26 protein-coding genes and 2 other annotated features are annotated in these 25,413 nt (G+C 39.0%); of the genes, 4 read left to right on the top strand and 22 right to left on the bottom strand.

Annotation, left to right across the window (positions count from 1 at the left end; genetic code table 11):
- Positions 1 to 297: 297 nt before the first annotated feature.
- The 5 genes from V7068_RS12080 to zapA form a co-directional block, all read right to left on the bottom strand.
- On the bottom strand, positions 298 to 705 hold the full coding sequence (locus tag V7068_RS12080; protein ID WP_127761577.1) for a DUF350 domain-containing protein: 408 nt from the start codon (positions 703 to 705) through the stop codon (positions 298 to 300).
- Between the two features lie 51 nt (positions 706 to 756).
- Entirely contained in the window at positions 757 to 3,114 is a 2,358-nt protein-coding gene (locus V7068_RS12075) for an endonuclease MutS2 (protein ID WP_499712997.1), read from the bottom strand.
- A gap of 26 nt (positions 3,115 to 3,140) precedes the next feature.
- The gene (polX, locus tag V7068_RS12070; RefSeq protein WP_499712996.1) at positions 3,141 to 4,859 is read right to left on the bottom strand and encodes a DNA polymerase/3'-5' exonuclease PolX; all 1,719 of its coding nucleotides are present in this window, start codon (positions 4,857 to 4,859) and stop codon (positions 3,141 to 3,143) included.
- 148 nt (positions 4,860 to 5,007) lie between these two features.
- Positions 5,008 to 5,550, bottom strand: a complete 543-nt coding sequence (locus V7068_RS12065) for a CvpA family protein (RefSeq protein WP_402921707.1) — start codon at positions 5,548 to 5,550, stop codon at positions 5,008 to 5,010.
- A gap of 4 nt (positions 5,551 to 5,554) precedes the next feature.
- Positions 5,555 to 5,815 carry a cell division protein ZapA gene (gene zapA, locus V7068_RS12060; protein WP_119116797.1) on the bottom strand — a complete coding sequence of 87 codons (261 nt, stop codon included), beginning with the start codon at positions 5,813 to 5,815 and terminating at the stop codon, positions 5,555 to 5,557.
- 126 nt (positions 5,816 to 5,941) lie between these two features.
- Here zapA and rnhC point away from each other — a divergent pair, with 126 nt between their 5' ends.
- Positions 5,942 to 6,886 carry a ribonuclease HIII gene (rnhC, locus tag V7068_RS12055; protein WP_499712995.1) on the top strand — a complete coding sequence of 315 codons (945 nt, stop codon included), beginning with the start codon at positions 5,942 to 5,944 and terminating at the stop codon, positions 6,884 to 6,886.
- An 81-nt stretch (positions 6,887 to 6,967) separates the two neighbouring features.
- Here rnhC and pheT read toward each other — a convergent pair whose 3' ends face one another.
- The 3 genes from pheT to V7068_RS12040 form a co-directional block, all read right to left on the bottom strand.
- Complete coding sequence (pheT, locus tag V7068_RS12050) at positions 6,968 to 9,382, bottom strand: phenylalanine--tRNA ligase subunit beta (RefSeq protein ID WP_499712994.1); 2,415 nt, start codon at positions 9,380 to 9,382, stop codon at positions 6,968 to 6,970.
- Between the two features lie 101 nt (positions 9,383 to 9,483).
- Positions 9,484 to 10,524 carry a phenylalanine--tRNA ligase subunit alpha gene (pheS, locus tag V7068_RS12045; protein ID WP_499713005.1) on the bottom strand — a complete coding sequence of 347 codons (1,041 nt, stop codon included), beginning with the start codon at positions 10,522 to 10,524 and terminating at the stop codon, positions 9,484 to 9,486.
- A gap of 56 nt (positions 10,525 to 10,580) precedes the next feature.
- Positions 10,581 to 10,821: a binding site (T-box leader), on the bottom strand.
- Positions 10,822 to 10,856: 35 nt separating this feature from the next.
- Positions 10,857 to 11,600, bottom strand: a complete 744-nt coding sequence (locus V7068_RS12040; protein WP_499712993.1) for a TrmH family RNA methyltransferase — start codon at positions 11,598 to 11,600, stop codon at positions 10,857 to 10,859.
- A 121-nt stretch (positions 11,601 to 11,721) separates the two neighbouring features.
- Between V7068_RS12040 and sspI the strand changes: the two genes are divergently transcribed.
- On the top strand, positions 11,722 to 11,931 hold the full coding sequence (sspI, locus tag V7068_RS12035; protein WP_127761586.1) for a small acid-soluble spore protein SspI: 210 nt from the start codon (positions 11,722 to 11,724) through the stop codon (positions 11,929 to 11,931).
- Between the two features lie 77 nt (positions 11,932 to 12,008).
- Here sspI and V7068_RS12030 read toward each other — a convergent pair whose 3' ends face one another.
- A complete protein-coding gene (locus tag V7068_RS12030) occupies positions 12,009 to 13,094 on the bottom strand; it encodes a M42 family metallopeptidase (RefSeq protein ID WP_375349055.1) in 1,086 nt (361 codons plus the stop codon).
- Positions 13,095 to 13,150: 56 nt separating this feature from the next.
- Complete coding sequence (locus tag V7068_RS12025; protein WP_499712992.1) at positions 13,151 to 13,639, bottom strand: dUTP diphosphatase; 489 nt, start codon at positions 13,637 to 13,639, stop codon at positions 13,151 to 13,153.
- A gap of 114 nt (positions 13,640 to 13,753) precedes the next feature.
- Here V7068_RS12025 and V7068_RS12020 point away from each other — a divergent pair, with 114 nt between their 5' ends.
- On the top strand, positions 13,754 to 14,137 hold the full coding sequence (locus tag V7068_RS12020) for a sigma-w pathway protein ysdB (RefSeq protein ID WP_499712991.1): 384 nt from the start codon (positions 13,754 to 13,756) through the stop codon (positions 14,135 to 14,137).
- 475 nt (positions 14,138 to 14,612) lie between these two features.
- The gene (aspA, locus tag V7068_RS12015) at positions 14,613 to 16,037 is read left to right on the top strand and encodes an aspartate ammonia-lyase (protein ID WP_499712990.1); all 1,425 of its coding nucleotides are present in this window, start codon (positions 14,613 to 14,615) and stop codon (positions 16,035 to 16,037) included.
- A gap of 116 nt (positions 16,038 to 16,153) precedes the next feature.
- On the opposite strand, the gene V7068_RS12010 is transcribed toward aspA, so the two are convergent.
- The 12 genes from V7068_RS12010 to nrdR all read right to left on the bottom strand — a co-directional run bounded on the left by V7068_RS12010 (position 16,154) and on the right by nrdR (position 25,217).
- Positions 16,154 to 16,729 carry a TVP38/TMEM64 family protein gene (locus tag V7068_RS12010; protein ID WP_499712989.1) on the bottom strand — a complete coding sequence of 192 codons (576 nt, stop codon included), beginning with the start codon at positions 16,727 to 16,729 and terminating at the stop codon, positions 16,154 to 16,156.
- A 65-nt stretch (positions 16,730 to 16,794) separates the two neighbouring features.
- A complete protein-coding gene (locus V7068_RS12005; protein ID WP_499712988.1) occupies positions 16,795 to 17,055 on the bottom strand; it encodes a DUF1294 domain-containing protein in 261 nt (86 codons plus the stop codon).
- A 66-nt stretch (positions 17,056 to 17,121) separates the two neighbouring features.
- Entirely contained in the window at positions 17,122 to 17,481 is a 360-nt protein-coding gene (rplT, locus tag V7068_RS12000; RefSeq protein ID WP_119116809.1) for a 50S ribosomal protein L20, read from the bottom strand.
- 35 nt (positions 17,482 to 17,516) lie between these two features.
- The gene (rpmI, locus tag V7068_RS11995; RefSeq protein WP_119116810.1) at positions 17,517 to 17,717 is read right to left on the bottom strand and encodes a 50S ribosomal protein L35; all 201 of its coding nucleotides are present in this window, start codon (positions 17,715 to 17,717) and stop codon (positions 17,517 to 17,519) included.
- Positions 17,718 to 17,739: 22 nt separating this feature from the next.
- Complete coding sequence (infC, locus tag V7068_RS11990; protein WP_127761592.1) at positions 17,740 to 18,240, bottom strand: translation initiation factor IF-3; 501 nt, start codon at positions 18,238 to 18,240, stop codon at positions 17,740 to 17,742.
- A 114-nt stretch (positions 18,241 to 18,354) separates the two neighbouring features.
- Positions 18,355 to 18,489, bottom strand: a sequence feature (ribosomal protein L20 leader region).
- A 131-nt stretch (positions 18,490 to 18,620) separates the two neighbouring features.
- A complete protein-coding gene (locus tag V7068_RS11985) occupies positions 18,621 to 18,806 on the bottom strand; it encodes a hypothetical protein (RefSeq protein WP_127761593.1) in 186 nt (61 codons plus the stop codon).
- A gap of 212 nt (positions 18,807 to 19,018) precedes the next feature.
- Positions 19,019 to 20,950 carry a threonine--tRNA ligase gene (gene thrS / locus V7068_RS11980; RefSeq protein WP_499712987.1) on the bottom strand — a complete coding sequence of 644 codons (1,932 nt, stop codon included), beginning with the start codon at positions 20,948 to 20,950 and terminating at the stop codon, positions 19,019 to 19,021.
- Between the two features lie 134 nt (positions 20,951 to 21,084).
- A complete protein-coding gene (locus V7068_RS11975; protein WP_488988117.1) occupies positions 21,085 to 21,285 on the bottom strand; it encodes a hypothetical protein in 201 nt (66 codons plus the stop codon).
- A gap of 87 nt (positions 21,286 to 21,372) precedes the next feature.
- Positions 21,373 to 22,212, bottom strand: coding sequence for a sporulation protein YtxC (gene ytxC / locus V7068_RS11970; RefSeq protein ID WP_499712986.1), 840 nt, complete (start codon positions 22,210 to 22,212; stop codon positions 21,373 to 21,375).
- Positions 22,213 to 22,330: 118 nt separating this feature from the next.
- Positions 22,331 to 23,269: a primosomal protein DnaI gene (dnaI, locus tag V7068_RS11965; RefSeq protein ID WP_375349065.1), complete on the bottom strand. Its 939-nt coding sequence runs from the start codon at positions 23,267 to 23,269 to the stop codon at positions 22,331 to 22,333.
- A complete protein-coding gene (locus tag V7068_RS11960; protein ID WP_375349066.1) occupies positions 23,256 to 24,668 on the bottom strand; it encodes a replication initiation and membrane attachment family protein in 1,413 nt (470 codons plus the stop codon). The genes dnaI and V7068_RS11960 overlap by 14 nt, the downstream gene beginning before the upstream one ends.
- 87 nt (positions 24,669 to 24,755) lie before the next feature.
- Positions 24,756 to 25,217 carry a transcriptional regulator NrdR gene (gene nrdR, locus V7068_RS11955; protein ID WP_252286962.1) on the bottom strand — a complete coding sequence of 154 codons (462 nt, stop codon included), beginning with the start codon at positions 25,215 to 25,217 and terminating at the stop codon, positions 24,756 to 24,758.
- Positions 25,218 to 25,413: the final 196 nt, after the last annotated feature.

Raw genomic sequence — 25,413 nt, 5'->3', positions numbered from 1 at the left:
CTCTTCTTATGGAAGGTGGTAAGTGGGATATTGGTGAGAAAGAACCTCAGCGACTTTAGTCCTGGGAGTGGTCAGCGTCCAAAACAATTTTTAAATAACGCTATTAAGTTTTAGCTCATTGCATGTGAACTCATAAGAAGGGAGAGGGCACTATGATATGCACCTCTCCTTTCTTTATCCGTATTCCTTTACACTTTCATAAATAAATAAACAACACCTAATAAAATAAAAAGTCCACAGCAAACTAATAATATTTTCGCTAGTTTCTCCACAGCTTTCTTCCTTTCGCAAGAGGCATCAGGAAATTCCAGAGCCGATGACAAAAGATAAACCAATTGAAATCATCATCGATAGAAAGCCAACCGCCCGATTATCTTTTTGGATTTCTTCATCTATTTTAAACGCTGGTGTCATAAACTCAAAAATAAAATAACCAATTACAAGGAAAACAAAACCATAGACTCCCCAACCAATCATCGTCAATAAAGAATCATTTTGTAAAATGGATTGGCGAAACACGTTGGAAATCCCTAAAATTTTCCCTCCTGTGGCCATAGCCACAGATAGATTTCCACGCTTAATTTCTTCCCAATTTTTATACTTTGTTACAAGCTCAAAAACGGTTAAAAAGACAATGATGCATAAAATCACGACACTATAGCGAGCAGCAATGTACACATATTCATTTCCCCAAATCTCATCCATATCCCACTACTCCCACATGGTAACTGACCAAGTTCTTAAGTCTGTTTCCGTTTATTTAAATTCTACAATCGTAACACCATTGCCGCCTTCGCCTGCTTCTCCAAAGCGAATCCGTTTAACCGAGCGATGATTTTTCAAATATTCTTGAACGCCTTGTCTTAGAGCTCCCGTGCCTTTTCCATGGATGATGGACACTCTTGGATAGCTGGCTAAAAGTGCATCATCAATATATTTTTCAACCCTTGAAAGTGCATTTTCATAGCGTTCCCCACGAAGATCCAGCTCGAGACTAACATGGTAGTCTTTCCCCTTAATTGTCGTAAGCGGCTTCGTTTGTTTTTCTTTTTGAGCTGACTTAATAAATTCAAGGTCTGCTTCTTTTACTTTCATCTTCATAATACCCATTTGTACATGCCATTCATCAGACGATGCTTTTTCAATTAAATAGCCTTTTTGCCCGAAGCTTGTCACTTTCACTTCATCGCCAGGCTGCCATGCCCGTTTTTGCGATGATACTGCCATTTTCGGTGATTTTTTCAGCTCAGGTGCAGCCTCTTCTAATCGTTTCTTTGCATCAATTAATTCATGCTCCTTGACATCTGCTCGCTTCTCCAAACGAAGCTTGCGTAAATCTCTAATAATCTTTTCTGCTTCTTTTTTTGCATTTTCAACAATAGCGGCTGCTTCCGTTGATGCTTTCTCCATCAGCTTGTCACGTTCATTGTAATATTCCGCAATTTGTTGCTGCAAGTCTCGATGCAGTTTTTCCGATTGCTTTAAATAATCCGCCGCTTCTTTCTCTTCTTCCTCTGCCTGACGACGACTTGCTTCTAGTGAGGCAATCATCGTTTCGACTTGATTCGTCTCCTCACCAATATGACTTCGTGCATGATTAATGACTTTCTCGTTTAAACCAAGACGTTTTGAAATTTCAAATGCATTGCTTCGACCAGGTACGCCAATCAATAGCTTATACGTTGGTCTTAATGACTTCACATCAAATTCAACGCTCGCATTAATTACACTCTCACGGTCATAACCGTAGGCCTTTAATTCTGGGTAATGAGTCGTCGCAATAACTCGGGCCCCTCGCTTATACACTTCATCTAAAATAGAAATCGCTAGAGCCGCTCCTTCTTGCGGGTCAGTTCCTGCTCCAAGCTCATCAAATAAAACTAAACTTTCATGATCCACATGCTCCAAAATTTCAACAATATTGACCATATGAGAAGAAAATGTACTTAAGCTTTGCTCAATTGACTGTTCATCGCCAATATCAGCATATACTGCTGAAAAAACAGCTACTTCTGAACCATCAAGAGCTGGAATCTGTAATCCAGCTTGCGCCATCAGCGTACAAAGTCCAATCGTTTTTAACGTGACGGTCTTCCCACCTGTATTCGGACCGGTAATCACGATTGTTGTAAACTCTTCTCCTAAGAAAATATCATTTGCTACCACGACATCAGCCGGAATAAGCGGGTGCTTCGCTTTAAATAGTTTCACTCGGCCTTCTTGATTCAGCTGTGGTTTAGAACCATTAATCATTTTCGCATAACGGGCTTTTGCAAATACAAAATCGAGCTGAGCCAGTACCGCTACATTATGTAATAATTCAGACGTATACTCACCGACCTTCACAGACAGCTCCGTTAAAATACGTTCAATTTCTAACTGCTCTTTCACCCTTGTTTCTTGCAAAGCATTATTCAGCTGTACAATTGCCTGTGGTTCAATAAATAATGTTTGACCTGAAGAAGATTGGTCATGAATAATGCCACCATAATGACTGCGATATTCTTGTTTAACTGGAATAACGAAACGATCATTTCGAATCGTCACAATGGCATCCGATAACATCTTAGAAGCATTGGAAGAACGAATCATACTTTCTAACTTTTCCCGTACGCGGCTTTCATTTGTTCGCAGCTGATTGCGAAGCGTACGCAATTGCTCACTAGCTGAATCAAGCACCTCGCCATGCTCACTAATGGCATACGTAATCGCCTGTTGTAAATCAATCAACGGGTGAAGCGATTCAATATATTCCGTTAACAGCACCGTCTCAATTTCTTGCTCGGCCATCTCTTCAAAAAAGCGGTTTAATACGCGCCCTGCTCGAATCGTACTTGCAATCTCCATCAGTTCAATCGGTGATAACATTCCGCCAATTTGTGCCCGCTTTGCATGAGGACGAATATCGAAAATTCCCCCTAAAGGAACATTTCCTTTCAACCGGAGCACTTTCGCACTTTCATCCGTTTCTTCCTGCCATCTAACAACTTCATCAAAATCAGTAGACGGAGCTAATTGTACTGCCTTGTCTTTCCCAATTGACGATGTACAATGAGAAACTAATTGTTCTTTAATTTTTGTAAATTCTAATGTGTTCAATGCTTTTTGATGCATGGAGATAAAAAAGCCTCCTTGTCAGGTTAGTTATTTCTATTTAAAAATGTAAGTAATTCATCAGCACTCTTAGCATTTAAGACAGTTGATTTCTTCAGCCAGCCTTTTTTCGCCGCAGAGACACCAATTTCCATATGTTCAAGCATGTCGATATTATGCGCATCCGTATTAATGATAATCGGCACAGCCGCTTCTTGAGCTTTTCGTAAATAGGGTGCTGCTAAATCAAGGCGATGCGGGTTTGCATTTAACTCTAATGCAGTATTCGTTTCACGTGCCAATTCGATAAGCATTTCAATATCTACATCATAGCCTGCTCGTTTGCCAATAATTCTTCCTGTCGGGTGAGCAATAATATCCACATGCGGGTTATGAAGTGCTGTTTTCAAACGCTCCATAATGACTTCACGTGGTTGTGAGAAGCTTGAGTGAATCGAAGCAATAACAAGGTCCATCTCCGCTAATAGTTCATCATCGAAATCAAGCGTTCCATCGGGTAAAATATCCATTTCAATGCCTGATAAAATCGTCATATCGTCATACTGTTCATTTAATTCATGAATGATTTTCTTTTGCTCACGCAAACGCTCAGCTGTTAAACCATTAGCTACCTTTAAATACTGCGAATGATCCGTAATCGCCATATATCGATAGCCTTTAGCACGGCAAGCTTCAATCATTTCTTCAATTGAATACGCACCATCGCTCCATGTCGTATGCATATGAAGGTCACCTTGAATATCAGCAAGTGAAATCAACGGCTCCTGTCCGTCATATTGATCTACTTCCGTCCCATCCTCCCGTAATTCTGGAGGAATAAACGGCAGGCCGAAGTGCTGATAAAATTGTTCCTCTGTTTCAAATGTAAGTACATCACCTGTTTCTATATTCTCCACACCATACTCACTAATTTTCTCTCCACGATCTTTCGCAAGCTGACGCATACGCACATTATGATCCTTTGAACCAGTAAAATGATGCAGTGTTGTAATAAATTCAACATCTTTTACAATACGAAAATCAACAGATACATCGTATTCACCATCCAATACAACCGACACTTTCGTATCACCTGCAGCAATAACCTGCTTAATACGCGGCAATGCTAAAAGCTGTTCTTTCACAATTTCCGGATCATCACTAGATACAATAAAATCTAAATCTTTAATCGTTTCACGCATACGACGAATACTTCCTGCCCGTGACGAACGAATAACCGCTTTCATATTTGCTAATGCTCGTTCAATTTCCTCGGCAATAGGCAGCATAAATGATAATGGCAATCGTTCTGGCCGTGCCCCCGCTTCATCAATTGCCGCAAGAATTTTCTCTTCTGTTTTTTTGCCAAAACCCGTTAGTACACTTACTTTCCCTTCTTCGCAGGCTAACTTCAAATCGTTAATATCACGGATATGAAGCTCTTTATGTAGCTTAGCAATTTTTTTCCCGCCAAGACCTTGAAGCTTTAAGAGAGGAATTAACCCTTTTGGCACCTCCTCTTGTAACTCTTCTAAAACCGTCGATTTGCCTTCTTGGATAAATTCATCAATGACAGCCGCTGTCCCCTTACCAATCCCGCTAAGCGCTGTAAAATCATCAATCGCTGACAAACTGCGATCATCTGCTTCAAGTGCTGCTGCTGCTTTACGGAACGCCGACACCTTGAATGGGTTATCCCCTTTTAACTCCATATATATCGCAATTGTTTCCAATAATTTAATAAGATCTTTTTTATTAATAGACATTTTTTCACCTGCCAAAAATTAATGAATGAAGTTTTCTTTAAAGATACCGTTTCTTTCTATAAAGCACAAGCATTCTCAATACGTTAAAAAGGGTCTCTTCCCCCACAAAAGATAGCAATCTATCATTTCGTTAAGGAAAGGCAGACCCTTAAGAAGGTACATTATAAAACCAAAGCTTCTCTACTTGATTAGATAAAAACGGTGTATCTCTCACAATAGCTTCTGCTAGGAATGAGCCATTTAACGGTTCTTGAACCGCATCCATTGGCAAAAGAGCTACAATATATAATATAATAAACAAGATTAAATAGACTTCCATAAATCCTAATATACCGCCACCCCAGCGATTCAGCTGTTTTAAAATAGGCAAGTGTGCAATAAAATCAAGCATCGCCCCAATCATATGCCATACAATTTTCGTAATAAAGAAAATAATAGCAAAAGCAATTGCATTATAATACGCAGTATCTAGACCGACTGTATCAAAAAACATCTTTAATGTGCTTGAATCGCCCATCGTCGGGAATGGAACCCATAAATTCAGTTTTGGAGCCAGTTCATCATAATATACATAGGCCACAATAAACGCGACAATAAAGCCGGTCAAGTGGATAATTTGTAATATAAAGCCGCGCCTTAAACCAATTAACAATCCGATGAGAAGGATAGCTAAGATTGCCAAATCAAACATAAACTCAGTCCTTTTCTTTCTGTAATTCCAGTTGAAGCTGGTGCAATTGTTCTTGGATTTTGAGGTAATCATGTATCGTATTGACCGCCGTCAGCACTGCTAGTTTACTCGTATCCAGGCTCGGATTTTTCACACTAATTTCTCTCATTTTCTCGTCAACCATCGAAGCTACTTGGCGAATATGACTTGCGCTTTCGGCACCGACGATCGTATATGGTTGACCATATATATCTACTGTAACTCTATTTCGTGTATCGTCTGACAAAATGATGCCTCCAATCTAAACAATCCTGTACTCCCTATCATATCATGATATTTTTCGTCATGAAAGAGAGAGGCTTGTCAATTTATGGCTAATTTTGTAAAAATAAAATAAAAGGAGACGATTTTGATGTCCCAAGTTGTCCTACTCGTTCATGCATCACAAATATCCAAAATGAAAGAGCATTATAAAGATTCCCTTGTCCATACATTACCACCAGGCAGCTTATTTAGCGCACGACCGGCCCATTGTGCCATCACCGCCTATAAATCAGGAAAAGTGTTATTCCAAGGAGCAAATGCCGAAAAAGAAGCGGTGAAATGGAAAGAAAATGCTCAAACAGCTCCAGCAGCCAAAAAAACAACATCTGTAAAAACACATCGTTATTCGCCACCGGCTAACATCGGCACCTTATCTGTTGTCGGCTCCGATGAAGTTGGTACCGGTGACTACTTTGGTCCAATGACCGTTGTGGCGGTTTATGCAAAGAAAGAACAGCTACCCCTGTTAAAAGAGCTCGGCGTTCAAGATTCCAAAAATTTAAAAGACCCGCAAATTATCGAAATTGCTAAGTTAATTAAGGATGTTGTCCCATTCAGCCTGTTAACTTGCGACAATCCAAAATATAATACGCTTCAAGCAAAAGGCATGTCACAAGGTAAAATCAAGGCACTATTACATAATCAAGCGATTAAACATGTATTAACAAAAATTGAGCCTGAAAAGCCTGATGCTGTCTTAATCGACCAGTTTGCTGAACCCGGTGTATTCTTCAATTATTTAAAAGGACAGGAACTATTTCAAGCAGATGCTACCTATTTAAGCACAAAAGCAGAAGGCGTTCACCTAAGCGTGGCCGCGGCCTCCATTCTGGCTCGCTATGCTTTTATTCGACGCTTCGAACAGCTTAGTGAAAAAGCAGGCTTTACCATTCCAAAAGGTGCTGGTTCTAAAGTTGATGAAGCAGCTGCTCGTTTAATTCATGAAAAAGGAACAGAGGCATTGCATGAATTTACGAAAGTTCATTTTGCCAATACGGAAAAAGCGAAGAATTTGTATAAAAAGAAATATTAACGATAAGACACCCACCATTTCAGAAAATGGTGGGTGTCTTTACCTGCTACATTTGACTGTTTACCAGCCAAATCTACTAGGTTATCCGCGCAACTCTGCCCCTGCTTGGTCTTTTACCGCCGCAAGTACTTTGTCATGAGCTTTTGTAATGTCTTCATCTGTTAATGTACGTTCTGGGTCAAAGTATTTTAACGAGTATGCAATGGATTTTTTGCCTTCCTCCATTTTATCGCCTTCGTATAAATCAAATACTTGCACCTCTTTTAATAAGGCACCGCCTGCTTCAATGATGATGCTTTGAATATCGCCTGCTTTTGTTGCTGAGTCCACAACAAGTGCGATATCACGCGTAATCGATGGGAAACGTGGGATCGTTTCATAAGCGATTGGAGCAACCTCTGCTTCTGCCAATGCTTTAAATGATAATTCAAAAACATAGGTTTCTTTAATATCCAATTCTTTTTGAACAGTTGGATGCACTTGACCGATAAAGCCAATTACTGCACCATTTAATAGCACTTCCGCTGTACGTCCCGGATGAAGATTTTTCACTTCTGCTTGACGATATTCGATTTGGCTTGCTACACCTAACGTATCGAATAAAGCCTCTAAAATTCCTTTTGCGACAAAGAAATCAACTGGCTTCTTTTCACCTTGCCATAAGTGAGATTCCCATAAACCTGTGATAGCAGCAGCTACATGTTCCCTTTCTTCCGGAAGCTGTTCGCCATCTTGTTTTAAGAAAACAGAACCAATTTCATATAGCGCAACTGAATCAATTTGACGAGCATTATTGTATTTCACTACTTCTAATAATTGCGGTACAATGCTTAAACGTAATTGGCTGCGTTCCTCACTCATCGGCATCGCTAGACGAATCGATTCGCGTGCTTCTAAAGCGAATTGAGCAGCTTTTTCCGCGCTTGTTAACGAATACGTAATCGCTTGGAAAAGACCAGCGCCTTCTAATGTACGACGCGCTTTACGACGTTTTTGTTGATAATCTGATAACGCACCAGGCGTTGTCGTGCCAGTTGGCAGCGTAGATGGAATATTATCGTAGCCATACAAGCGAGCTGCTTCTTCTACTAAATCGGCTTCGATTGTAATATCGCCGCGACGAGTTGGAATCGTTACTGTGAAGTTTTCTCCTTCTACCGCTACATCAAATTGCAGGCGCGTGAAAATATCTTGTACTTCAGATACACTCATGCTTGTTCCTAGTAAGCCATTAATTTTATTAAGCGTAATCGAGATTACAGCTGGTTCAACCTTCATATCATTGTATTCGACACTGCCTTCAAGAATCGTTCCACCAGCGTATTCCGCCATTAATTGCGCTGCACGCTCTCCTGCTTCACGAACGCGAGCTGGGTCTACTCCTTTTTCAAAACGAGCGCTTGCTTCACTGCGTAAGCCGTGATCTTTCGATGCTTTACGAACCGTGCTGCCTTTAAAATAAGCTGCTTCAATGATGACTGTCGTTGTATCATTTTTCACTTCTGAATTCGCTCCACCCATTACACCAGCAATAGCGACAGGCTCTGTACCGTTTGTAATGACAAGATGGTCAGAAGTTAATGTACGTTCTGCTTCATCAAGTGTTGTAATTTTTTCAGCATCCTTCGCACGACGAATGACAAGCTCTTTTGATTCAAGACGGTCGTAGTCGAACGCATGAAGCGGTTGACCATATTCTAATAATACAAAGTTTGTAATATCCACAACGTTATTATGCGGACGAATACCAGCTGCCATTAAGCGTGTTTGCATCCATAATGGCGATGGTCCAATTTTTACATCCTTCACAACTTTTGCAATATATAATGGATTATCTTCTGTTGCTTCCACTTTTACAGAGATATAATCGGATGCTTTTTCAGAAGCTTCTTCTTTTTCAATCGTTGGCCATTTCACACCACGTCCAAGAATAGCTGCAACTTCGTAAGCAACACCTAACATACTTAACGCATCTGAACGGTTTGGTGTTAAGCTTAATTCTAAAATTTCATCGTCTAAGCCAAGTGCTTCTAATGCATCTTCACCAACTTGTGCATCTTGTGGGAAATTGAAAATCCCAACAGCATACTCTTTCGCCACAATTTTAGATTCAATTCCAAGCTCTTGAAGCGAACAAATCATTCCGTGTGATTCTTCTCCGCGAAGCTTTGCTTTTTTAATTTTGAAGTTACCTGGTAGAACAGCGCCCACTGTTGCCACGGCTACTTTTTGGCCTTTATCAACGTTTGGAGCTCCGCAAATAATTTGGACAGGCTCTTCCGCCCCGATATCGACTAAACATTTATTTAATTTATCGGCATTTGGATGTTGTTCACGCTCTAAAACGTGACCGATAACAACCCCTTTTAAGCCTTCACTTTTCTTTTCTACTCCTTCAACCTCAATGCCGCTTTTCGTAATTTTATCCGCAAGCTCTGCTGCACTGATGCCAGAAAGATCTACATATTCTTGAAGCCATTTATATGAAACAAACATCGTTGGTCCTCCTTTTAATGGATTGATTTGGCGAGATTAATCGCTAATTTAGATAGATTATAAGCAAAATTAGTGAGATTCCGGCCAAATCAGAGAAATTTTTACGCTTCGTGATGGTGGAATTGCTTTAAGAAACGCATATCATTTGTGTAGAAATGGCGAATATCATCCACACCGTATTTTAACATCGCAATTCGCTCAACACCGATTCCAAAGGCAAATCCTGAGTATTTCTTTGAATCAAATCCAGCCATTTCAAGTACGTTCGGATGAACGATTCCACCGCCTAATACTTCAATCCAGCCTGTTTGCTTACATACGTTACAGCCTTTACCACTGCAGATTTTACAAGAAATATCCACTTCTACAGAAGGCTCTGTGAATGGGAAGAAACTTGGACGCAAACGAATTTCACGCTCTTGGCCAAATACTTTTTTCAAAAATACTTCAAGCGTTCCTTTCAAATCACTCATTGAAATATTTTCATCAACGACTAATCCTTCAATTTGCATAAATTGATGAGAATGTGTCGCATCATCATTATCACGACGATACACTTTACCTGGACAAATAATTTTAACTGGGCCTTGACCTTCATGTTTCTCCATTGTTCTTGCCTGAACAGGAGACGTATGTGTACGAACTAAAATTTCATCTGTAATATAGAAAGAATCTTGCATATCACGTGCTGGATGGCTTTTCGGCAAGTTTAAAGCTTCAAAGTTGTAATAATCACTCTCTACTTCTGGACCTTCCGCCACCGTATATCCCATTCCGATAAACACGTCTTCAATCTCTTCGACAATGCGCGTTAATGGATGATGATTCCCTTTGTTCACAGGGCGAGCTGGTAACGTAATATCAATCGTTTCCGCTGCTAATTGAGCATTGACTGCCTCTGCTTCAAGCACCGCTTGTTTTTCTTCGATTGCTGAAGTAATCGCTTCACGAACAACATTCACAAGTGCTCCCATTTTTGGACGTTCTTCAGCAGACAATTTACCCATGCCACGCAATACTTCTGTAATCGGTCCTTTTTTTCCTAAGTAAGCCACACGAATATCATTTAATTCCTTTAAGTTTGATGCGGCTGACACTTTTTGCAACGCTTCTTCTTGCAGTTCTTGTAAACGTTCCTGCATCATCTATTCCTCCTTTATTTGTCAACATAAATAAACACAAAAAAACCCCATCCCATAAAAGGGACGAGGTTTATGTATCGCGGTACCACCCTTATTAGCATGGATATAAAACACCCACACTCACTTCATTAAAAATAACGGCTCTTCACCGGAACATTTTTCGGATCAATGGATCTTCCCAATGTCGACTCAAGAGGTGAATTCCTTTAAGCAGCGCCATTAAAAATGCTTTCAGTCTCGGCATTTTCTCCCTTAAAATGGATGTCTTAAGCTACTAGTCTCCGTCATCGTCTTTACTTATGAAATTCTGTTTCATTATAGTATATTTAAACTCATTTTCGCAAGTAGTACATCAAAATCCCTGCTGCAATCCCAACATTCAACGATTCACTTTTCCCGTAAATCGGAATATACAAGTTTTTCGTCGTTTTCGCTAACAATTCTTTTGAAACTCCTTGCCCTTCGTTTCCGACAAGTAAGGCAAAGGTTTCAGATTTCTCAACTTGTTCAAATGGCACACCGCCTTCTAAAGCCGTTCCATACACAGGCATATGAAGCTGGTCAATAAACTGGGACAAATTAGCCTTCATCACAGGTAAATGAAATAAGCTTCCTTGTGTCGCTCGAACGACTTTCGGGTTATATACATCGGCACAGCCTTCTCCTAAAATGACAGCATCTATTCCCGCTGCATCTGCTGTACGAATCATCGTCCCTAAATTACCTGGGTCTTGCACTGCATCTAACAATAATAGTTTTCCTGATGGAATATCATCGAAATGGACTGTTTGTTGTTCACAGACTGCCGCAATACCTTGTGGTGTTTCCGTATCACAAATTGCTTTCATCACATCTTCTTTCACATACACGACGTCTGTTTGTTCTATTTTAAACTTAGCTGGTATTTCCATATCTTGATTAACAATGACCTCTAAAACAATTTGTTCCTTTAATGCTTCCTCAACAAGATGAAAACCTTCTATTAAATAGTGACCTGATTTATCACGCTCTTTTTTCGTCAACAGCTTCTTCCATGCTTTTACCTTTGGATTTTTAACAGATTCAATATATTTCAACGTGTAACGCTCCTTTAATTTCACTGATTTTCCTATTATAACGTAATTTCAATACATAATGCATCCTGAATAAGGGCATGCTATCGTTGTTCAGCATTATATGACATAGGAGGAAATAATTATGAACCTAAATTTACGTAATGCCATTATTAGCAATGTAACGGGCAATACACAAGAGCAGCTCGAAGATACGATTGTCGATGCGATTTCAAATGGCGAGGAAAAAATGCTTCCTGGACTTGGTGTACTGTTTGAAGTTATTTGGCAAAATTCCTCACAAAATGAAAAAGAAGAGATGCTTCGTGCATTAGAAAATGGGTTAAAAAAATAACAGCCAAATTGGCTGTTATTTTTTTATAAAAATTCAGTTTACCGGCCAGTTTGACTCCATAACCTGCAAACTCTACCTTACTCGTACGTAATCCGGTCCACTGTTTCACGATCGAGTCGTTTAATCACTTCCACGACTAATTTCACGGCATTTTCATAATCATCGCGGTGAAGCATTGCCGCATGAGAATGGATATAGCGTGTCGCGATACCAATTGAAAGTGCCGGCACCCCTTTTGCTGTTACATGAATTGAGCCAGCATCTGTTCCACCACCTGGAATGGATTCAAATTGATAAGGAATGTTTAGTTCATCTGCTGTATCTGTTACTAAATCACGTAAACCTTTATGTGAAACCATTGATGCATCATATAAAACGATTTGCGGTCCATCGCCCATTTTGCTCATTGCTTCCTTTTCAGAAACTCCCGGCGTGTCACCTGCAATGCCGACATCAACAGCAAAGCCTATATCCGGCTGCACTTGGAATGTTGATGTTTTCGAACCGCGTAAGCCTACCTCTTCTTGAACAGCTCCGATTCCGTATACAACATTTGGATGACTTTGATTTTTCAACTGCTTTAACACATCGATAGCAATCGCACAGCCAATGCGGTTATCCCAAGCCTTGGCCAGCAGCATTTTCTCATTGTTCATCACGGTAAATTCGAAATACGGTACAACCATATCCCCTGGCCGTACCCCCCATCCTTGCGCCTCTTCTTTGCTGGATGCACCAATATCAATGAACATATCCTTAATTTCAACCGGTTTTTTTCGAGCTTCAGGTGATAAAATATGAGGTGGTTTTGAACCAATTACACCTGTCACATCACCTTTTCTTGTCACAATCGTTACGCGCTGTGCCAGCATGACTTGATTCCACCAACCACCTACTGGCTGAAATTTCAAAAAGCCTTTACTGTCAATTTGCGTAATCATAAATCCTACTTCATCTAGATGCCCTGTGACCACAATCTTTGGCCCATTTGCATCACCTGTTTTTTTGGCGATTAAACTTCCTAAGCCATCATTTGTTATTTCATCGGCGTAAGGTGCAATATATCGTTTCATCACTTGTCTTACTTCTGATTCATTACCAGCAATCCCTCTTGCATCGGTTAAATCTTTAAGCATCGTTAATGTTTCATCTAACTTAGTCATTATGTATCACTCCTTTTCGTAACCATAATTATACAGAAGTGATTTCTTCACGACAATTAATAGCCCTGCTGCTGCCGTTCGTGATTCACTTCATTCTTTGTTATATAAGCTTGTTCTACATCGATTGCTGAAAAACCAAGCATTTGTCCAAGTCGGATATATTCGGTAAATACCATTTGGAACGACTCGAACGTTACTTGTTGCTGAAACAGACTAATCTCTCGATACAATAAAATAAATTGCTCTGTCAGATTACACTGTTCCAATGTAAACATTTCTGGCACCGTCGGTTTAAAACTCTGCTCATTTGCGAGCGACAGCAGAAAATGAATTCCATCAACATATTCACCGAGAATGGTTTCTCGCTCAGAAGGTCCCCTTAGACTCCAAAATTTAAAACAGCGCGTTTCATTGGCAAGTTCGCCTAACTCCACTAAAAGCGCCAAAATTTTTCGTTCCACAAGGTCTTCTGTTTCTAACCCATGCTTCCGTTCAATATGCTGATCAAGCACCGCTTGCATGTCCATTAATTTGGAAATATTCATCTCATCACTACTTTCTACCTTTATCGCTTAAATTATAGCAAATATGTGAAACTTTTAAAAAATTCGTTCGTACATAGTATATAACTGAAACGTTATGAAAAAGGGGGATATTGTATGGCCTTATTATTCCGTCTTATTTTATTGGTATTTATTGTATTTTTACTATATACGGCGATTAAATATATGTTAAGTCCGCGAAGAAAACTGGAATTAGCCCACGAACAAGGAAAGTTCTATTTTCTCGATGACCCAAAAAATATTCGTAAAAATTTCTTATTAACATATAACGGAGTCTTATTTGAGGGCGAAAAATACCTCGGAACGACGGAGCGTTCCTTTGAAGTCGTGTCCATTTTTATTTGGCCAAAAAATACAACCGATCTAAAAGGGCTAAAGAGGGACGACTTCTTAAAAATCGAAGCTGCTATAAAAAAACAATACCCAGATTCTTCTATTGACTGGAAAAGCCCTGTGAAGGAATTTTTGAATAGGGATTAAAGAAAGAGGATGTCCTGAATATTTGGATAACTCCTTTTGAAGAATTCAAACATTTATCATTAAATAAGAAGCCTCCTCTGTTGGAAGTTTCACTTTATTGCAAGCATTCCATTGTTTTATAGAAACGCCCCCCTATTTCAGTCATAAAAGAAGCAGGGGGGCGTTTACTATGAAAAAGGGGCGACGGGAGCGATTAATTCTTTTAGCACTTCGAATCGTCATGGATACACGAGAAGATAAGTCCGCGATAATAAAGTGATTCCCAAGCATGATGATACAGAAAAAGGAGAGCTAAAAGAACAATGACAAAGACAAAGTTACATCTCCCCCGTCCTCTTCTTTACTAACTATGAAAATTGTAAAATTGTAAACTTTTCTAGTGCAATTTTCTATAAAAACATTTATGATAGAGAAGATCAATCTATAAATGATATTAAATTGATCTAAAAATTATATAAGGAAGTTAGGGACCGCGATGTTAAAAACAAAATATCGAATCGAAAAAGACTTTCTAGGTGAAAAAGAAATTCCTGCAGATGTTTACTATGGTATTCAAACACTGCGAGCAGTTGAGAATTTTCCGATTACAGGATATAAAATTCATGAAGAATTGATTGATGCACTAGCAATCGTTAAAAAAGCAGCAGCGATGGCGAATATGGATACAAAGCGCCTTTATGAAGGCATTGGTAATGTAATCGTTCAAGTTGCAGATGAAATCCTATCTGGAAAATGGCACGAATACTTTATCGTTGATCCTATTCAAGGCGGCGCTGGTACTTCTATAAATATGAATGCCAATGAAGTGATTGCCAACCGTGCACTAGAACTAATGGGAAATGATAAAGGTGAATACGGTAAATTAAGTCCAAATAGCCATGTAAATATGTCGCAATCGACAAATGATGCATTTCCTACTGCCATTCATATTGCAACACTCAATCTATTAAATAAATTACTAGAAACAATGAATGATATGCATGTCGTATTTAAGAAAAAAGCACAAGAGTTTGATCATATCATTAAAATGGGGCGCACCCATCTCCAAGATGCTGTTCCGATTCGTTTGGGACAGGAATTTGAAGCGTATAGTCGCGTAATAGCACGAGATATTAAGCGAATTAGTCAAACACGTGAGAACTTATATGAAGTAAATATGGGGGCAACTGCTGTCGGAACAGGTTTAAATGCAGACCCTCGCTATATAGAAAACGTTGTGAAGTATTTAGCTGATATTAGCGGATTACCACTTATTCATGCCGAGCATCTCGTTGATGGAACGCAAAACACCGATTGTTATACAGAAGTATCAGCGGCACTAAAAATTTGTATGACAAACATGTCCAAAATAGCAAATGATTTACGTTTAATGGCATCCGGTCCACGCGCAGGACTTGGTGAAATTAGCTTACCTGCACGTCAACCTGGTTCTTCCATTATGCCTGGTAAAGTGAATCCGGTTATGGCAGAAGTGATTAACCAAATTGCGTTTCAGGTAATCGGGAACGACCATACAATTTCTCTTGCATCAGAAGCAGGACAGTTAGAATTAAACGTTATGGAACCTGTTCTCGTATTCAATTTATTACAATCAATTAGTATTATGAATAATGGTTTCAGAACCTTTACCGATCACTGTTTATCAGCCATTGAAGCAAACGAAACACGTATGAAAGAATATGTGGACAATAGCGTTGGTATTATTACCGCAGTTAATCCACATCTAGGCTATGAAGTCGTATCACGGATTGCTCGTGAAGCGATTCTAACAGGAAAACCAATTCGAGAGCTTTGCCTGCAGTATGACGTACTAACAGAAGAAGAACTGGACTTAATTTTAAATCCATTCGAAATGACGAAACCAGGCATTGCTGGAAACTCTCTTTTTGATCGAGCATAAAACAAAGAGGCTGCCCTAAACTTTTTAGGCAGCTTTTTTTCTATGCCTATGATTATGAAAAAGGTACGTTACGGATCATCAAAAATGAAGAGTCTTACCCATTCACCTCAAAATCTTTATCCTTTATCCTTATACCGAAAAAACTCCCTCCAAGGGACGACATTTCGCCTTTCTCTTACTAGATATAAAAGAAACGTAATCACTACTAACATAATGATAAGAGATGTTGAACTAAAATTAGCTATAGAGTGGCCAAACACCGTGTAGACAAAAGCAAGTGGAATGTTCGTTAAAAACGATAGGTAGAGGTAATGTTTAATGCCTTTATTTGATTCCATCAAACAAAATGAGAGAAGATAATAATGAATAAAAGGAAGCAATCTTAGTATAGCAATTTGAGAGCTGTTCAGCTTGTGATTGCCGAACAGCTTATCTTTTAAAAGCAACAGCTTATCTCTAGTTTTCGGGAATTTTCCAATAATAAAATAAAAGCAAAGGTTTGACAACGTTAATCCAATAATAGAATATATTGTACCTAAAACAGGGCCGAATAAAATACCACCTGAAATACACACGACAATAACAGGGATGAATAGAAGTTGCCGGAGCACATGAAAAGCAATAAACACAAAAGGCATAAACACGCTACCAGACTGAATATAACTTAAGACAATTGCCAATTTCTCATCCATGTTCTCCCTCCGTCTATCACGCTGCTGTTCTTACAAGCATATACAAGTTATAGCCTACGTATGACTTAATCTATTCCATACGTTACAAGCAAGCCAAGCTGAATCACCATTAAAACAGGCAGCCCCCATTTAAACGAAGCATGCTTTGTCTTGTGACGAAACTGCTTCATACCTAGATAAGCGCCCGTTCCTCCACCGATGACAGCTACTATCCATAATGTTCTTTCACTAATACGATATTCCCTATTGCGCGCTTTTTTCTTATCTATCCCCATTATTGTAAACGCAAGAATATTAATAAGGATCATGTACACCATAGTAAACAAAAGCTTCTCCCCCTTTTAAAATATGAAAAAAGCCATTCTCTGTTACAGAGAATGACTTATAAAAAATTATTTGTTTAATTGTGCTTTTGCAGCGTCTGCTAATTGAGCGAATGCTTGTGCATCAGCAATAGCAAGGTCAGCAAGCATTTTGCGGTTTACTTCGATACCAGCAAGCTTTAAACCGTGCATTAAACGGCTGTAAGAAAGACCGTTGATGCGAGCCGCAGCATTGATACGAGTGATCCATAATTTACGGAAATCACGTTTTTTCTGACGACGGTCACGGAAAGCATAGTTTCCTGACTTCATCACTTGTTGGTTAGCTACTTTATATAAAGTATGTTTAGAACCATAGTAACCTTTAGCTAATTTTATAACTTTTTTACGACGTTTGCGAGTAACAGTACCGCCTTTTACACGTGGCATGTTATTTCCCTCCTATTTGACTCGATAAATCGAACTTATTTAATGTTGTCTAACATATGACGAATACGTTTGAAGTCACCAGTGCTTACAAGACCTGCTTTGCGAAGTTTACGTTTCGCTTTAGTAGATTTGTTAGCAAATAAATGGCTTGTATAAGCTTTTGAACGCTTAAGTTTGCCGGATCCAGTTTTTTTGAAACGTTTAGCAGATCCGCGGTGAGTTTTCATTTTAGGCATAAGGTATTCCTCCTCATTACAATTACTTTTCGTTTTTCGGTGCTAGTACTAAGAACATGCTGCGTCCATCCATTTTTGGATGTGTTTCAATCGTAGCCACTTCTTTACACGCTTCAGAAAATCGATCTAATACGCGTTGTCCGATTTCTTTATGTGTGATTGCACGTCCTTTAAAGCGGATAGAAGCTTTTACTTTATCCCCTTTTTCAAGGAATTTGATAGCATTACGAAGCTTCGTGTTAAAGTCATGCTCTTCAATTGTTGGGCTCAGACGAACCTCTTTCAAATTGATCACTTTTTGATTTTTACGCGCTTCTTTGTCTTTCTTTTGCTGCTCGAAGCGGTGTTTTCCGTAGTCCATAATACGGGCTACAGGAGGCTTTGCATTTGCAGCAACTAAAACTAGATCAAGATTCACACGAGCGGCAATTTCCAATGCTTCAAATTTCGTTTTAATTCCAAGTTGCTCTCCATTTTGGTCAATAAGACGAACTTCGCGGGCACGGATGCCTTCGTTCACCATCGCGTCTTTACTAATAGTTAGCCACCTCCAAGGTTATTTAGCGAATACGAACGTAGGGATAAAACGGCAACGCTCACAACTCGCTTACATGATTTGCACTTGCATTTATGCTCAATCAATAAAAAAGTGCGGGTACAGAATGCACCCACACAGATAGATTTATTTAGAAATTCCAAATAATCAAATCATGACCTGTTAACTACTACAAAGCGTCAATCAGGTGAGAAGCGGGTGCCTCTTCTTTCCTCAATTTCGTATTCAATTTACCTTAGAGAATATATCATAAACACAGATGATTTGTCAAATACATAAATGGTTATTCTCAACAAAAATTATCTTATCAAATTTCCTTACGTTTGACAATACATATTTTTTGAAAGTTATTTTGAATCCTCTTTCTCTTTTTTTCTTTTATCAAACGCGTCCCACGAAAAAAAGAGAATCCAAAAAAGCAAAACAGGAACAATCGCATATTGGCGATAATTATCAAGTATTAATAAAATAACAATAGCTAAAAAAGCCGGTCCAAACAAAAAGATAAATTTCTTTTTTTGCCCTTCTTGCATAGCAACAACCCCATTTATCAAAAGATTCTCTCTTCATATTAGAGCATAAAATGATTTGTTTCAATTATCTTGTCATTTATCCCAAACTTAACGGACAGTAAGCCCCCGCTAATGGAAGTTTCCCACGAATGATCCAAAAATTGTATAAATTAACAATATTCATTAACAGAGCTAAAAAAAGAAAGGCACATCTTCTGTGCCTTTCTCCTGCATTAACGATTTACTTCTGCTTGAATAAGCGCTGAGAATTCTTCAAACGAAATAGTTTCTGATTTTTGTTCGCCATATTTACGAACATTTACGCTTCCTTCTTTCACTTCATTGTCTCCAACAATGAGCATATAAGGAATTTTTTGCATTTGTGCTTCACGAATTTTGTAACCGATTTTCTCATCACGAGTGTCTAAATCAACGCGAAGGCCAGCTGCTTGTAATTTTTCTTGAACTTCTTTTGCATAATCAAGATGAACAGCAGGTGAAACTGGAATAACTTGCGCTTGAACTGGTGCTAACCAAGTTGGGAATGCCCCTTTATATTCTTCAATTAAGAATGCTACGAAACGTTCCATTGTTGATACTACACCACGGTGAATAACGACCGGACGATGTTGTTTTCCATCTTCACCAATATAACCTAAGTCAAAGCGTTCCGGTAATAAGAAATCTAATTGAACAGTTGATAATGTTTCATCTTTTCCAAGTGCAGTACGAACTTGAACATCGAGTTTTGGACCGTAGAATGCCGCTTCTCCGTCAGCTTCAAAGTAGTCAAGCTCAAGCTCATCCATCGCTTCTTTTAGCATACCTTGTGCTTTTTCCCACATTGCATCATCATCGTAGTATTTCTCAGTATCTGCTGGGTCGCGGTAAGAAAGACGGAATGAATAATCCTTAATATCGAAGTCTTTATATACTTCCAGAATTAAATTGACTACGCGTTTAAATTCGTCTTTAATTTGATCTGGACGAACGAAAATATGCGCATCATTTAATGTCATTCCACGCACACGCTGCAAGCCGGATAATGCGCCTGACATTTCATAACGGTGCATTGTACCAAGCTCAGCAATACGAACTGGAAGCTGACGATAACTATGAATTCCATTTTTGAAAATCATCATATGATGCGGGCAGTTCATTGGACGAAGAACAAGTTGCTCGTTATCCATTTCCATCACAGGGAACATGCCATCTTGATAATGATCCCAGTGACCAGATGTTTTGTATAATTCCACACTACCCATAACTGGTGTATACACGTGATCATAACCTAGACGCTGTTCTTTATCGACAATATAACGCTCGATTGTACGACGAATTGTTGCCCCTTTTGGCAGCCATAACGGAAGACCTTGACCTACTTTTTGCGAACTCATAAATAGGTTTAATTCTTTTCCGATTTTACGATGGTCACGCTCTTTTGCTTCCTCAAGTAAGCGTAAGTGCTCTGCTAACTCTTCTTTTTTAAAGAAAGCTGTTCCATAAATACGTTGCAGCATTTTATTTTTGCTGTCTCCTCTCCAGTAGGCACCAGCAATGCTTAACAACTTGAATTCTTTAATTTTTCCTGTCGATGGAACATGAATCCCGCGACAAAGGTCGAAAAACTCCCCTTGTTCATAAATTGTTACTTGTTGATCGGCTGGAATTGCGTCAATTAACTCTAATTTATAATTGTCACCAATTTCTGTGAAACGAGAAATGGCTTCGTCACGGCTTACTTCAATACGATTAATTTCTAAGTTTTCGTTGACGATTTTTTTCATTTCTTTTTCAATTAATGGTAAGTCTTCTGGTGTTAATGATTCTTCAAGGTCGATATCATAGTAAAAACCGCCTTCAATAACTGGGCCAACACCAAACTTTGCATTTTTATATAAACGTTTAATTGCTTGAGCCATTAAATGAGCTGTACTATGACGCATAATTTCTAGGGCATCGATTGTATCTTGTGTCACAATTTCAATTGTTCCATCCGCTAAGATGGGACGTTTTAAATCGTATAATTCCCCATTAAATTTACCGGCAATCGATTTCTTTTTTAAACCAGGACTAATAGATGCTGCAATCTCTTCTGTTGTTGTGCCTTTATTAAACTCCTTCACTGCGCCATCAGGAAAAGAGATTTTTACTAATTCAGACATACAGTTTCACTCCTTCTACATTTTCACTACGTTATAGTAGTGTGCTCAATTTGTCTTATTCCCTTCGGAAAGGTATTTGGACAATATAAAAAGCCCGCCCCTGTCTAAAACAGGGACGAGCTTAGTAAACAAAATTATAACCCGCGGTTCCACCCTCGTTTCATTTTGCCAATAGACAAAATGACACTCGAAGCTTGGTAACGGCAGCTTTCCGTCAACTCATAATCGCTATAATAGCTTTCCGAGCCGAAGTTCAAAGGTGGTAAGTGTTCTAGCCGAATAGGAAGCTTACAGCCAAGGCCTCCCTCTCTAAAAATCGGGGTTAGAATACCCATGTCCTCATCATAACTTTTAAAAAACTTAATTGAAGTAGTATGTAGCAAATTATAATCCGTACTACTCGGAAATGCAAGTGATTTTTCTTAATCATTATACATACAAAAAGCATTCAACGGCAATACAACCGAACGTTCTTCAAAAATTCGCTTTACCGTTTGAATCAGCCCTTGTTCCATATCATCCGTATAAATATAAAGCCGCTCTGGAGCGATGGATAAAAGCGGAGCGAGCGTCACGGATTCAATATAAATCGAACTATTCGCCAACAAATGGCGATCGACTAACTCATTAATTTCAAGCCGTTCAAGCTTTCGATAAGAAGCATCATAAAAATAAAAAGCGTCTTGATAAACGAGGTGAAGATAGGACATTTTTGGAGTACGTTTATGCAAGAAATCCCGCAATGTAGCAATAAAGCTCTGATAATCTTGTTCAAGCTTATACTCATCAATTGCGAGCATCGCATATTTTTCTAAAGATTGATGAAAGGACTTTAAACGAAAGGTTATAAAAGAATCAAACGAAAAGGACAGCTTCCTTGTTAAGATCGTTTGTAAACCGTCCTTAATGATTTGCTTTTCTTCCTCGAACAAAGGCTTTCTAGCCGTGTTCCTCTCTCCTTCAAAAATTGAAGCCGCAATTTGTAGAATCCCATCGACTTCATCTCGCTCACGATACAGAAACTTTTGAATGATAATCTGTTCAAGTACTGATTGGAGCTTCTCTTCTACTAGGAAGCTATGAAAAACATCTGTGAGCATCGCTAGCCACTTTTCAATCGGCCGTTCTTCCAAGTCTAATTTTAAGCCTTGTTCCGGCGTACACATCATATATTGTTGCAGCTCTCCCCCTAGAGAATGGGCAGAGACAAACTGTAATAGTTTTAATGCCTCATTATTATTTTGAAATGAAATAAGAACCAATCTTTGTCCCCCCTAACCCGCACATTTTATGCTTATATATATGGAGGTTAGGACTTGTTTAGAAGTAGAATAGCCAATCAAATAGAAAAAGTGACCTGAAACTAGGTCAGGTCACCACTCACAGTCTTCGATTTTTACCTTCTAGCTCAATCGGTTCTGCTAAATATTGAAGACGTTCCATTACTCGCGCCGCTTTCACTTCTTCTCGCTCCCCCCGCTGAGAAAAAGTTAAATGATTTTTTAACTGATCAAAGTTAAAATTCGAGGTAAAGAAAGTCGGCAAATTCTCAAGCATTCTAAATTGCAATATTGGCCCAAGCACTTCATCCCGACCCCAGCTCGTCATTGATTCAGCGCCTATATCATCAATCATTAGTACAGGAGCCGTCTTTACCATTTCAATCTTTTCATTCACTGTATTATCCCCAATCGAGCCTTTAAGCTCGCGCAAAAAGTCGGGAAAATATACAATTAACGATGATATTTGTTTCTCGGCTAATTGATTCGCTATCGCTCCTAGTAAATAGGTTTTTCCAACACCAAATTCCCCGTGAATATAAAGTGCTTTTTGCTTTTGACCTGGTATATAATCATTGATAAAACTCATTACCTTGCCTACTATTGCGTATCGTTCATCCGATACGTCCTTTTCTAAAAAGTCGGCAATATTGGCCGCAAGAATATCGCGCGGTACATATAGGCTGCGAATTAACTTCTCGCGTTTTCGTTTGTCATCTTCTACTACTTTCCGTGGACAGACTTCATAATGAAGATCCAGAGCATTTCCTTGAATCACAAGCTTTGGATAATATCCTTGCATCATATTCACACAACCATCTAAACTTGGACACTTATCACATTTCTTGCTTTGTGTCGAAAATTCATACAGTTTCCCTACACTTTTTTCTAACATTTCTTTTGTAATAATGGACCGATTTTCATGTAAAAAATCATGAATGTGTTCATCTTCCATCACTTCTTGCTTTAAAGCTTCATAACGCTGCTGAAACTTTGTACCATTCGTCAATTTGTTTAAGGCTGAATTAATCTTTTGCATCAGCGTGATCACCTCCTGCATTTAACTTTTTCACTTGCTCCCATATCGCTTTTTTCTGTTCATCAGAAACGGTTGCTGCTTTCTTTTGTTCAGTCTGCTTCTCTTCTGTTTTATTTAACCAGGCCGGAACCATTTCCGTGCGCGTTGCTTTTTGACGACTGCCTTTTGCGCTTGATTTGTTGCCATCTGCCCAGCCTTGATATTTACGATGCTCTTTTCTCGCTAACTCCATCGCCTCTTTAACAGTGACAACATTCATGCGCGTCCAATGACCAGCAATCTTTTCAACATAATTCTTTGTGAATTTCTTTTCTGCTTTCAACATTACGTATTCAATTAACACATTCACCACACCAGGATTTAAATTTTGGTTGAGCATAATATCTTCAACAATTTTTAAATCAGCTTCTACAATTTCAGCACCATTCGATAGTTGCTTAAGCCGTTGCAACGGGGAGACTGTTTCTAAACGCTGAATATGCTCCTCCTCTTGATTCCTTGGCGAATCCATTTGAGTTCGATAAATGACTGGCTGTACACGACTAACGAGCGAGGGCATATCAGCATGCCGTTCAATTTGATACCAATCACGCGCTGATTTACGTAAGTGTTCTTCATCAATCTCATCATCAATGGATATGGCTCCAAGTACTAACTTCTGCATTTCAAGTGGATTAATGTCATATAGAAAAGCAAGCTTGGCAATTGTTGTTTTAATACGGGGCGTTAGTGCTTTTCTCGGCACTAACGATGATTTCAAACCTGCCATTAATAAATCAAAATCAAATTGATGCTCAAACCCTGTCGGAAGAGTTCCCTCTTGTCGATCGATAAACTGTTGACGAACCAACGGCTCTTTCGCACCTTCTGCCTCATCACTTACATATAAAGAATGATCCGAAGCAAAAACTTCAGCAAAAGTTTTTGTTACATTCTCATACTCTCGCACAGGCAATACATCATCCGAAAAGAACTTCTTCAATCGGTTATATGCACCTTTCCCAATCTTTTTGAACAAATAAATATTTAACATGCCGTCCGTAAAAAATTGCTGCGGCGATAGCGGTGGATGTAACTCGTATACAAACTCCTTTGTTTCACCATTTTTCTTCTTATAAACACTCAGCAATCCGATTCCTTCGAGCTGGAGTCTAGCTTCATAAATGTCACTCAAGTTTAACCCCATCGTATTCATAAGTGAATAATGAGTTGTTGGCTCTGCCCAAAGTCGATTCTCTTCAAGCTCACTCCATAAGCTCATATAAAGGCTCAAACAAATGGGACCAATAAGTGGTTGATAAAGACGAGTAAGTACATTCCGATCATAATTGTGTAGCATTCCCGCTGAAGATACTCTATATTGATCTGCGGGAAGCAGTTCTTGCCAATGCATCGACATCTTCATTCAAACCTTTCAAAGAATTCCTTTGTATTCATTTCATTTTACAAGATGAGCGAAAAAAGAGCCAAAGGTTTATCTTTAGCTCTACTTTCGTTCTTTATTTAATAATTCCTTCAATTCATCAATAAAAACGTTAATATCTTTGAATTGACGGTATACAGACGCAAATCGCACGTAAGCTACCTCATCCACATCCGCTAGCTTATCCATGACCATTTCACCGATATGATCGCTTTTTACTTCAGAAATTCCATTATTACGCAATTCTTTTTCAACATAATTCGTAATTTCTTCTAAGCCTTTTAATGGGACTGGACGCTTTTCACAAGCTCTAATTAAGCCGCGAAGGATTTTGTCACGACTGAATTCTTCCCGTGTACCTTCTTTTTTAACGACAATTAACGGTATTTCCTCTACTTTTTCAAATGTCGTAAATCGAAAACCGCAAGACTCACATTCACGACGCCTTCTAATGGATTTGCTATCATCCACAGGTCGCGAATCGAGCACTCTTGTTCCATTGTATTGACATGACGGGCACCTCATTATTATCAGCTCCGTTTATGTACTACTCTCTACATCATATACAGTGAGAGAACTCCATTTTTATTATTATCTTAACTAAAAGAAGCTAAGAGTACAAGCAAAATCAACGGGGAGTCTCAATAAAGTGAAACTTCCATCAGTGGGGGTTTTCTTTCATCCTCCACTGATGGTTAGCCACGTTCTACGGTCACTAAGA

Source organism: Bacillus sp. JJ634 (assembly GCF_036962285.1).
Lineage (GTDB): Bacteria > Bacillota > Bacilli > Bacillales > DSM-1321 > Peribacillus > Peribacillus asahii_A.
The sequence above is the reverse complement of the archived record's forward strand: the minus strand, read 5'-3'. Positions and strand labels throughout refer to the sequence as shown.

Bases quoted from the DNA above. Each gene is read 5' to 3' on its own strand.
- V7068_RS12075 (WP_499712997.1), bottom strand. From the start codon at position 3,114: ATGCATCAAAAAGCATTGAACACATTAGAATTTACAAAAATTAAAGAA.
- V7068_RS12030 (WP_375349055.1), bottom strand. From the start codon at position 13,094: ATGACTAAGTTAGATGAAACATTAACGATGCTTAAAGATTTAACCGAT.
- V7068_RS12025 (WP_499712992.1), bottom strand. From the start codon at position 13,639: ATGAATATTTCCAAATTAATGGACATGCAAGCGGTGCTTGATCAGCAT.
- pheT (WP_499712994.1), bottom strand. From the start codon at position 9,382: ATGTTTGTTTCATATAAATGGCTTCAAGAATATGTAGATCTTTCTGGC.
- V7068_RS12080 (WP_127761577.1), bottom strand. From the start codon at position 705: ATGGATGAGATTTGGGGAAATGAATATGTGTACATTGCTGCTCGCTAT.
- nrdR (WP_252286962.1), bottom strand. From the start codon at position 25,217: ATGAGGTGCCCGTCATGTCAATACAATGGAACAAGAGTGCTCGATTCG.
- infC (WP_127761592.1), bottom strand. From the start codon at position 18,240: ATGGTGAACGAAGGCATCCGTGCCCGCGAAGTTCGTCTTATTGACCAA.
- rpmI (WP_119116810.1), bottom strand. From the start codon at position 17,717: ATGCCTAAAATGAAAACTCACCGCGGATCTGCTAAACGTTTCAAAAAA.
- rnhC (WP_499712995.1), top strand. From the start codon at position 5,942: ATGTCCCAAGTTGTCCTACTCGTTCATGCATCACAAATATCCAAAATG.
- V7068_RS11975 (WP_488988117.1), bottom strand. From the start codon at position 21,285: ATGGGTATTCTAACCCCGATTTTTAGAGAGGGAGGCCTTGGCTGTAAG.
- V7068_RS12065 (WP_402921707.1), bottom strand. From the start codon at position 5,550: ATGTTTGATTTGGCAATCTTAGCTATCCTTCTCATCGGATTGTTAATT.
- V7068_RS11960 (WP_375349066.1), bottom strand. From the start codon at position 24,668: ATGTCGATGCATTGGCAAGAACTGCTTCCCGCAGATCAATATAGAGTA.
- pheS (WP_499713005.1), bottom strand. From the start codon at position 10,524: ATGCAGGAACGTTTACAAGAACTGCAAGAAGAAGCGTTGCAAAAAGTG.
- V7068_RS11985 (WP_127761593.1), bottom strand. From the start codon at position 18,806: ATGCAAGAAGGGCAAAAAAAGAAATTTATCTTTTTGTTTGGACCGGCT.
- dnaI (WP_375349065.1), bottom strand. From the start codon at position 23,269: ATGCAAAAGATTAATTCAGCCTTAAACAAATTGACGAATGGTACAAAG.
- V7068_RS12020 (WP_499712991.1), top strand. From the start codon at position 13,754: ATGGCCTTATTATTCCGTCTTATTTTATTGGTATTTATTGTATTTTTA.
- aspA (WP_499712990.1), top strand. From the start codon at position 14,613: ATGTTAAAAACAAAATATCGAATCGAAAAAGACTTTCTAGGTGAAAAA.
- rplT (WP_119116809.1), bottom strand. From the start codon at position 17,481: ATGCCACGTGTAAAAGGCGGTACTGTTACTCGCAAACGTCGTAAAAAA.
- V7068_RS12010 (WP_499712989.1), bottom strand. From the start codon at position 16,729: ATGGATGAGAAATTGGCAATTGTCTTAAGTTATATTCAGTCTGGTAGC.
- thrS (WP_499712987.1), bottom strand. From the start codon at position 20,950: ATGTCTGAATTAGTAAAAATCTCTTTTCCTGATGGCGCAGTGAAGGAG.
- sspI (WP_127761586.1), top strand. From the start codon at position 11,722: ATGAACCTAAATTTACGTAATGCCATTATTAGCAATGTAACGGGCAAT.
- polX (WP_499712996.1), bottom strand. From the start codon at position 4,859: ATGTCTATTAATAAAAAAGATCTTATTAAATTATTGGAAACAATTGCG.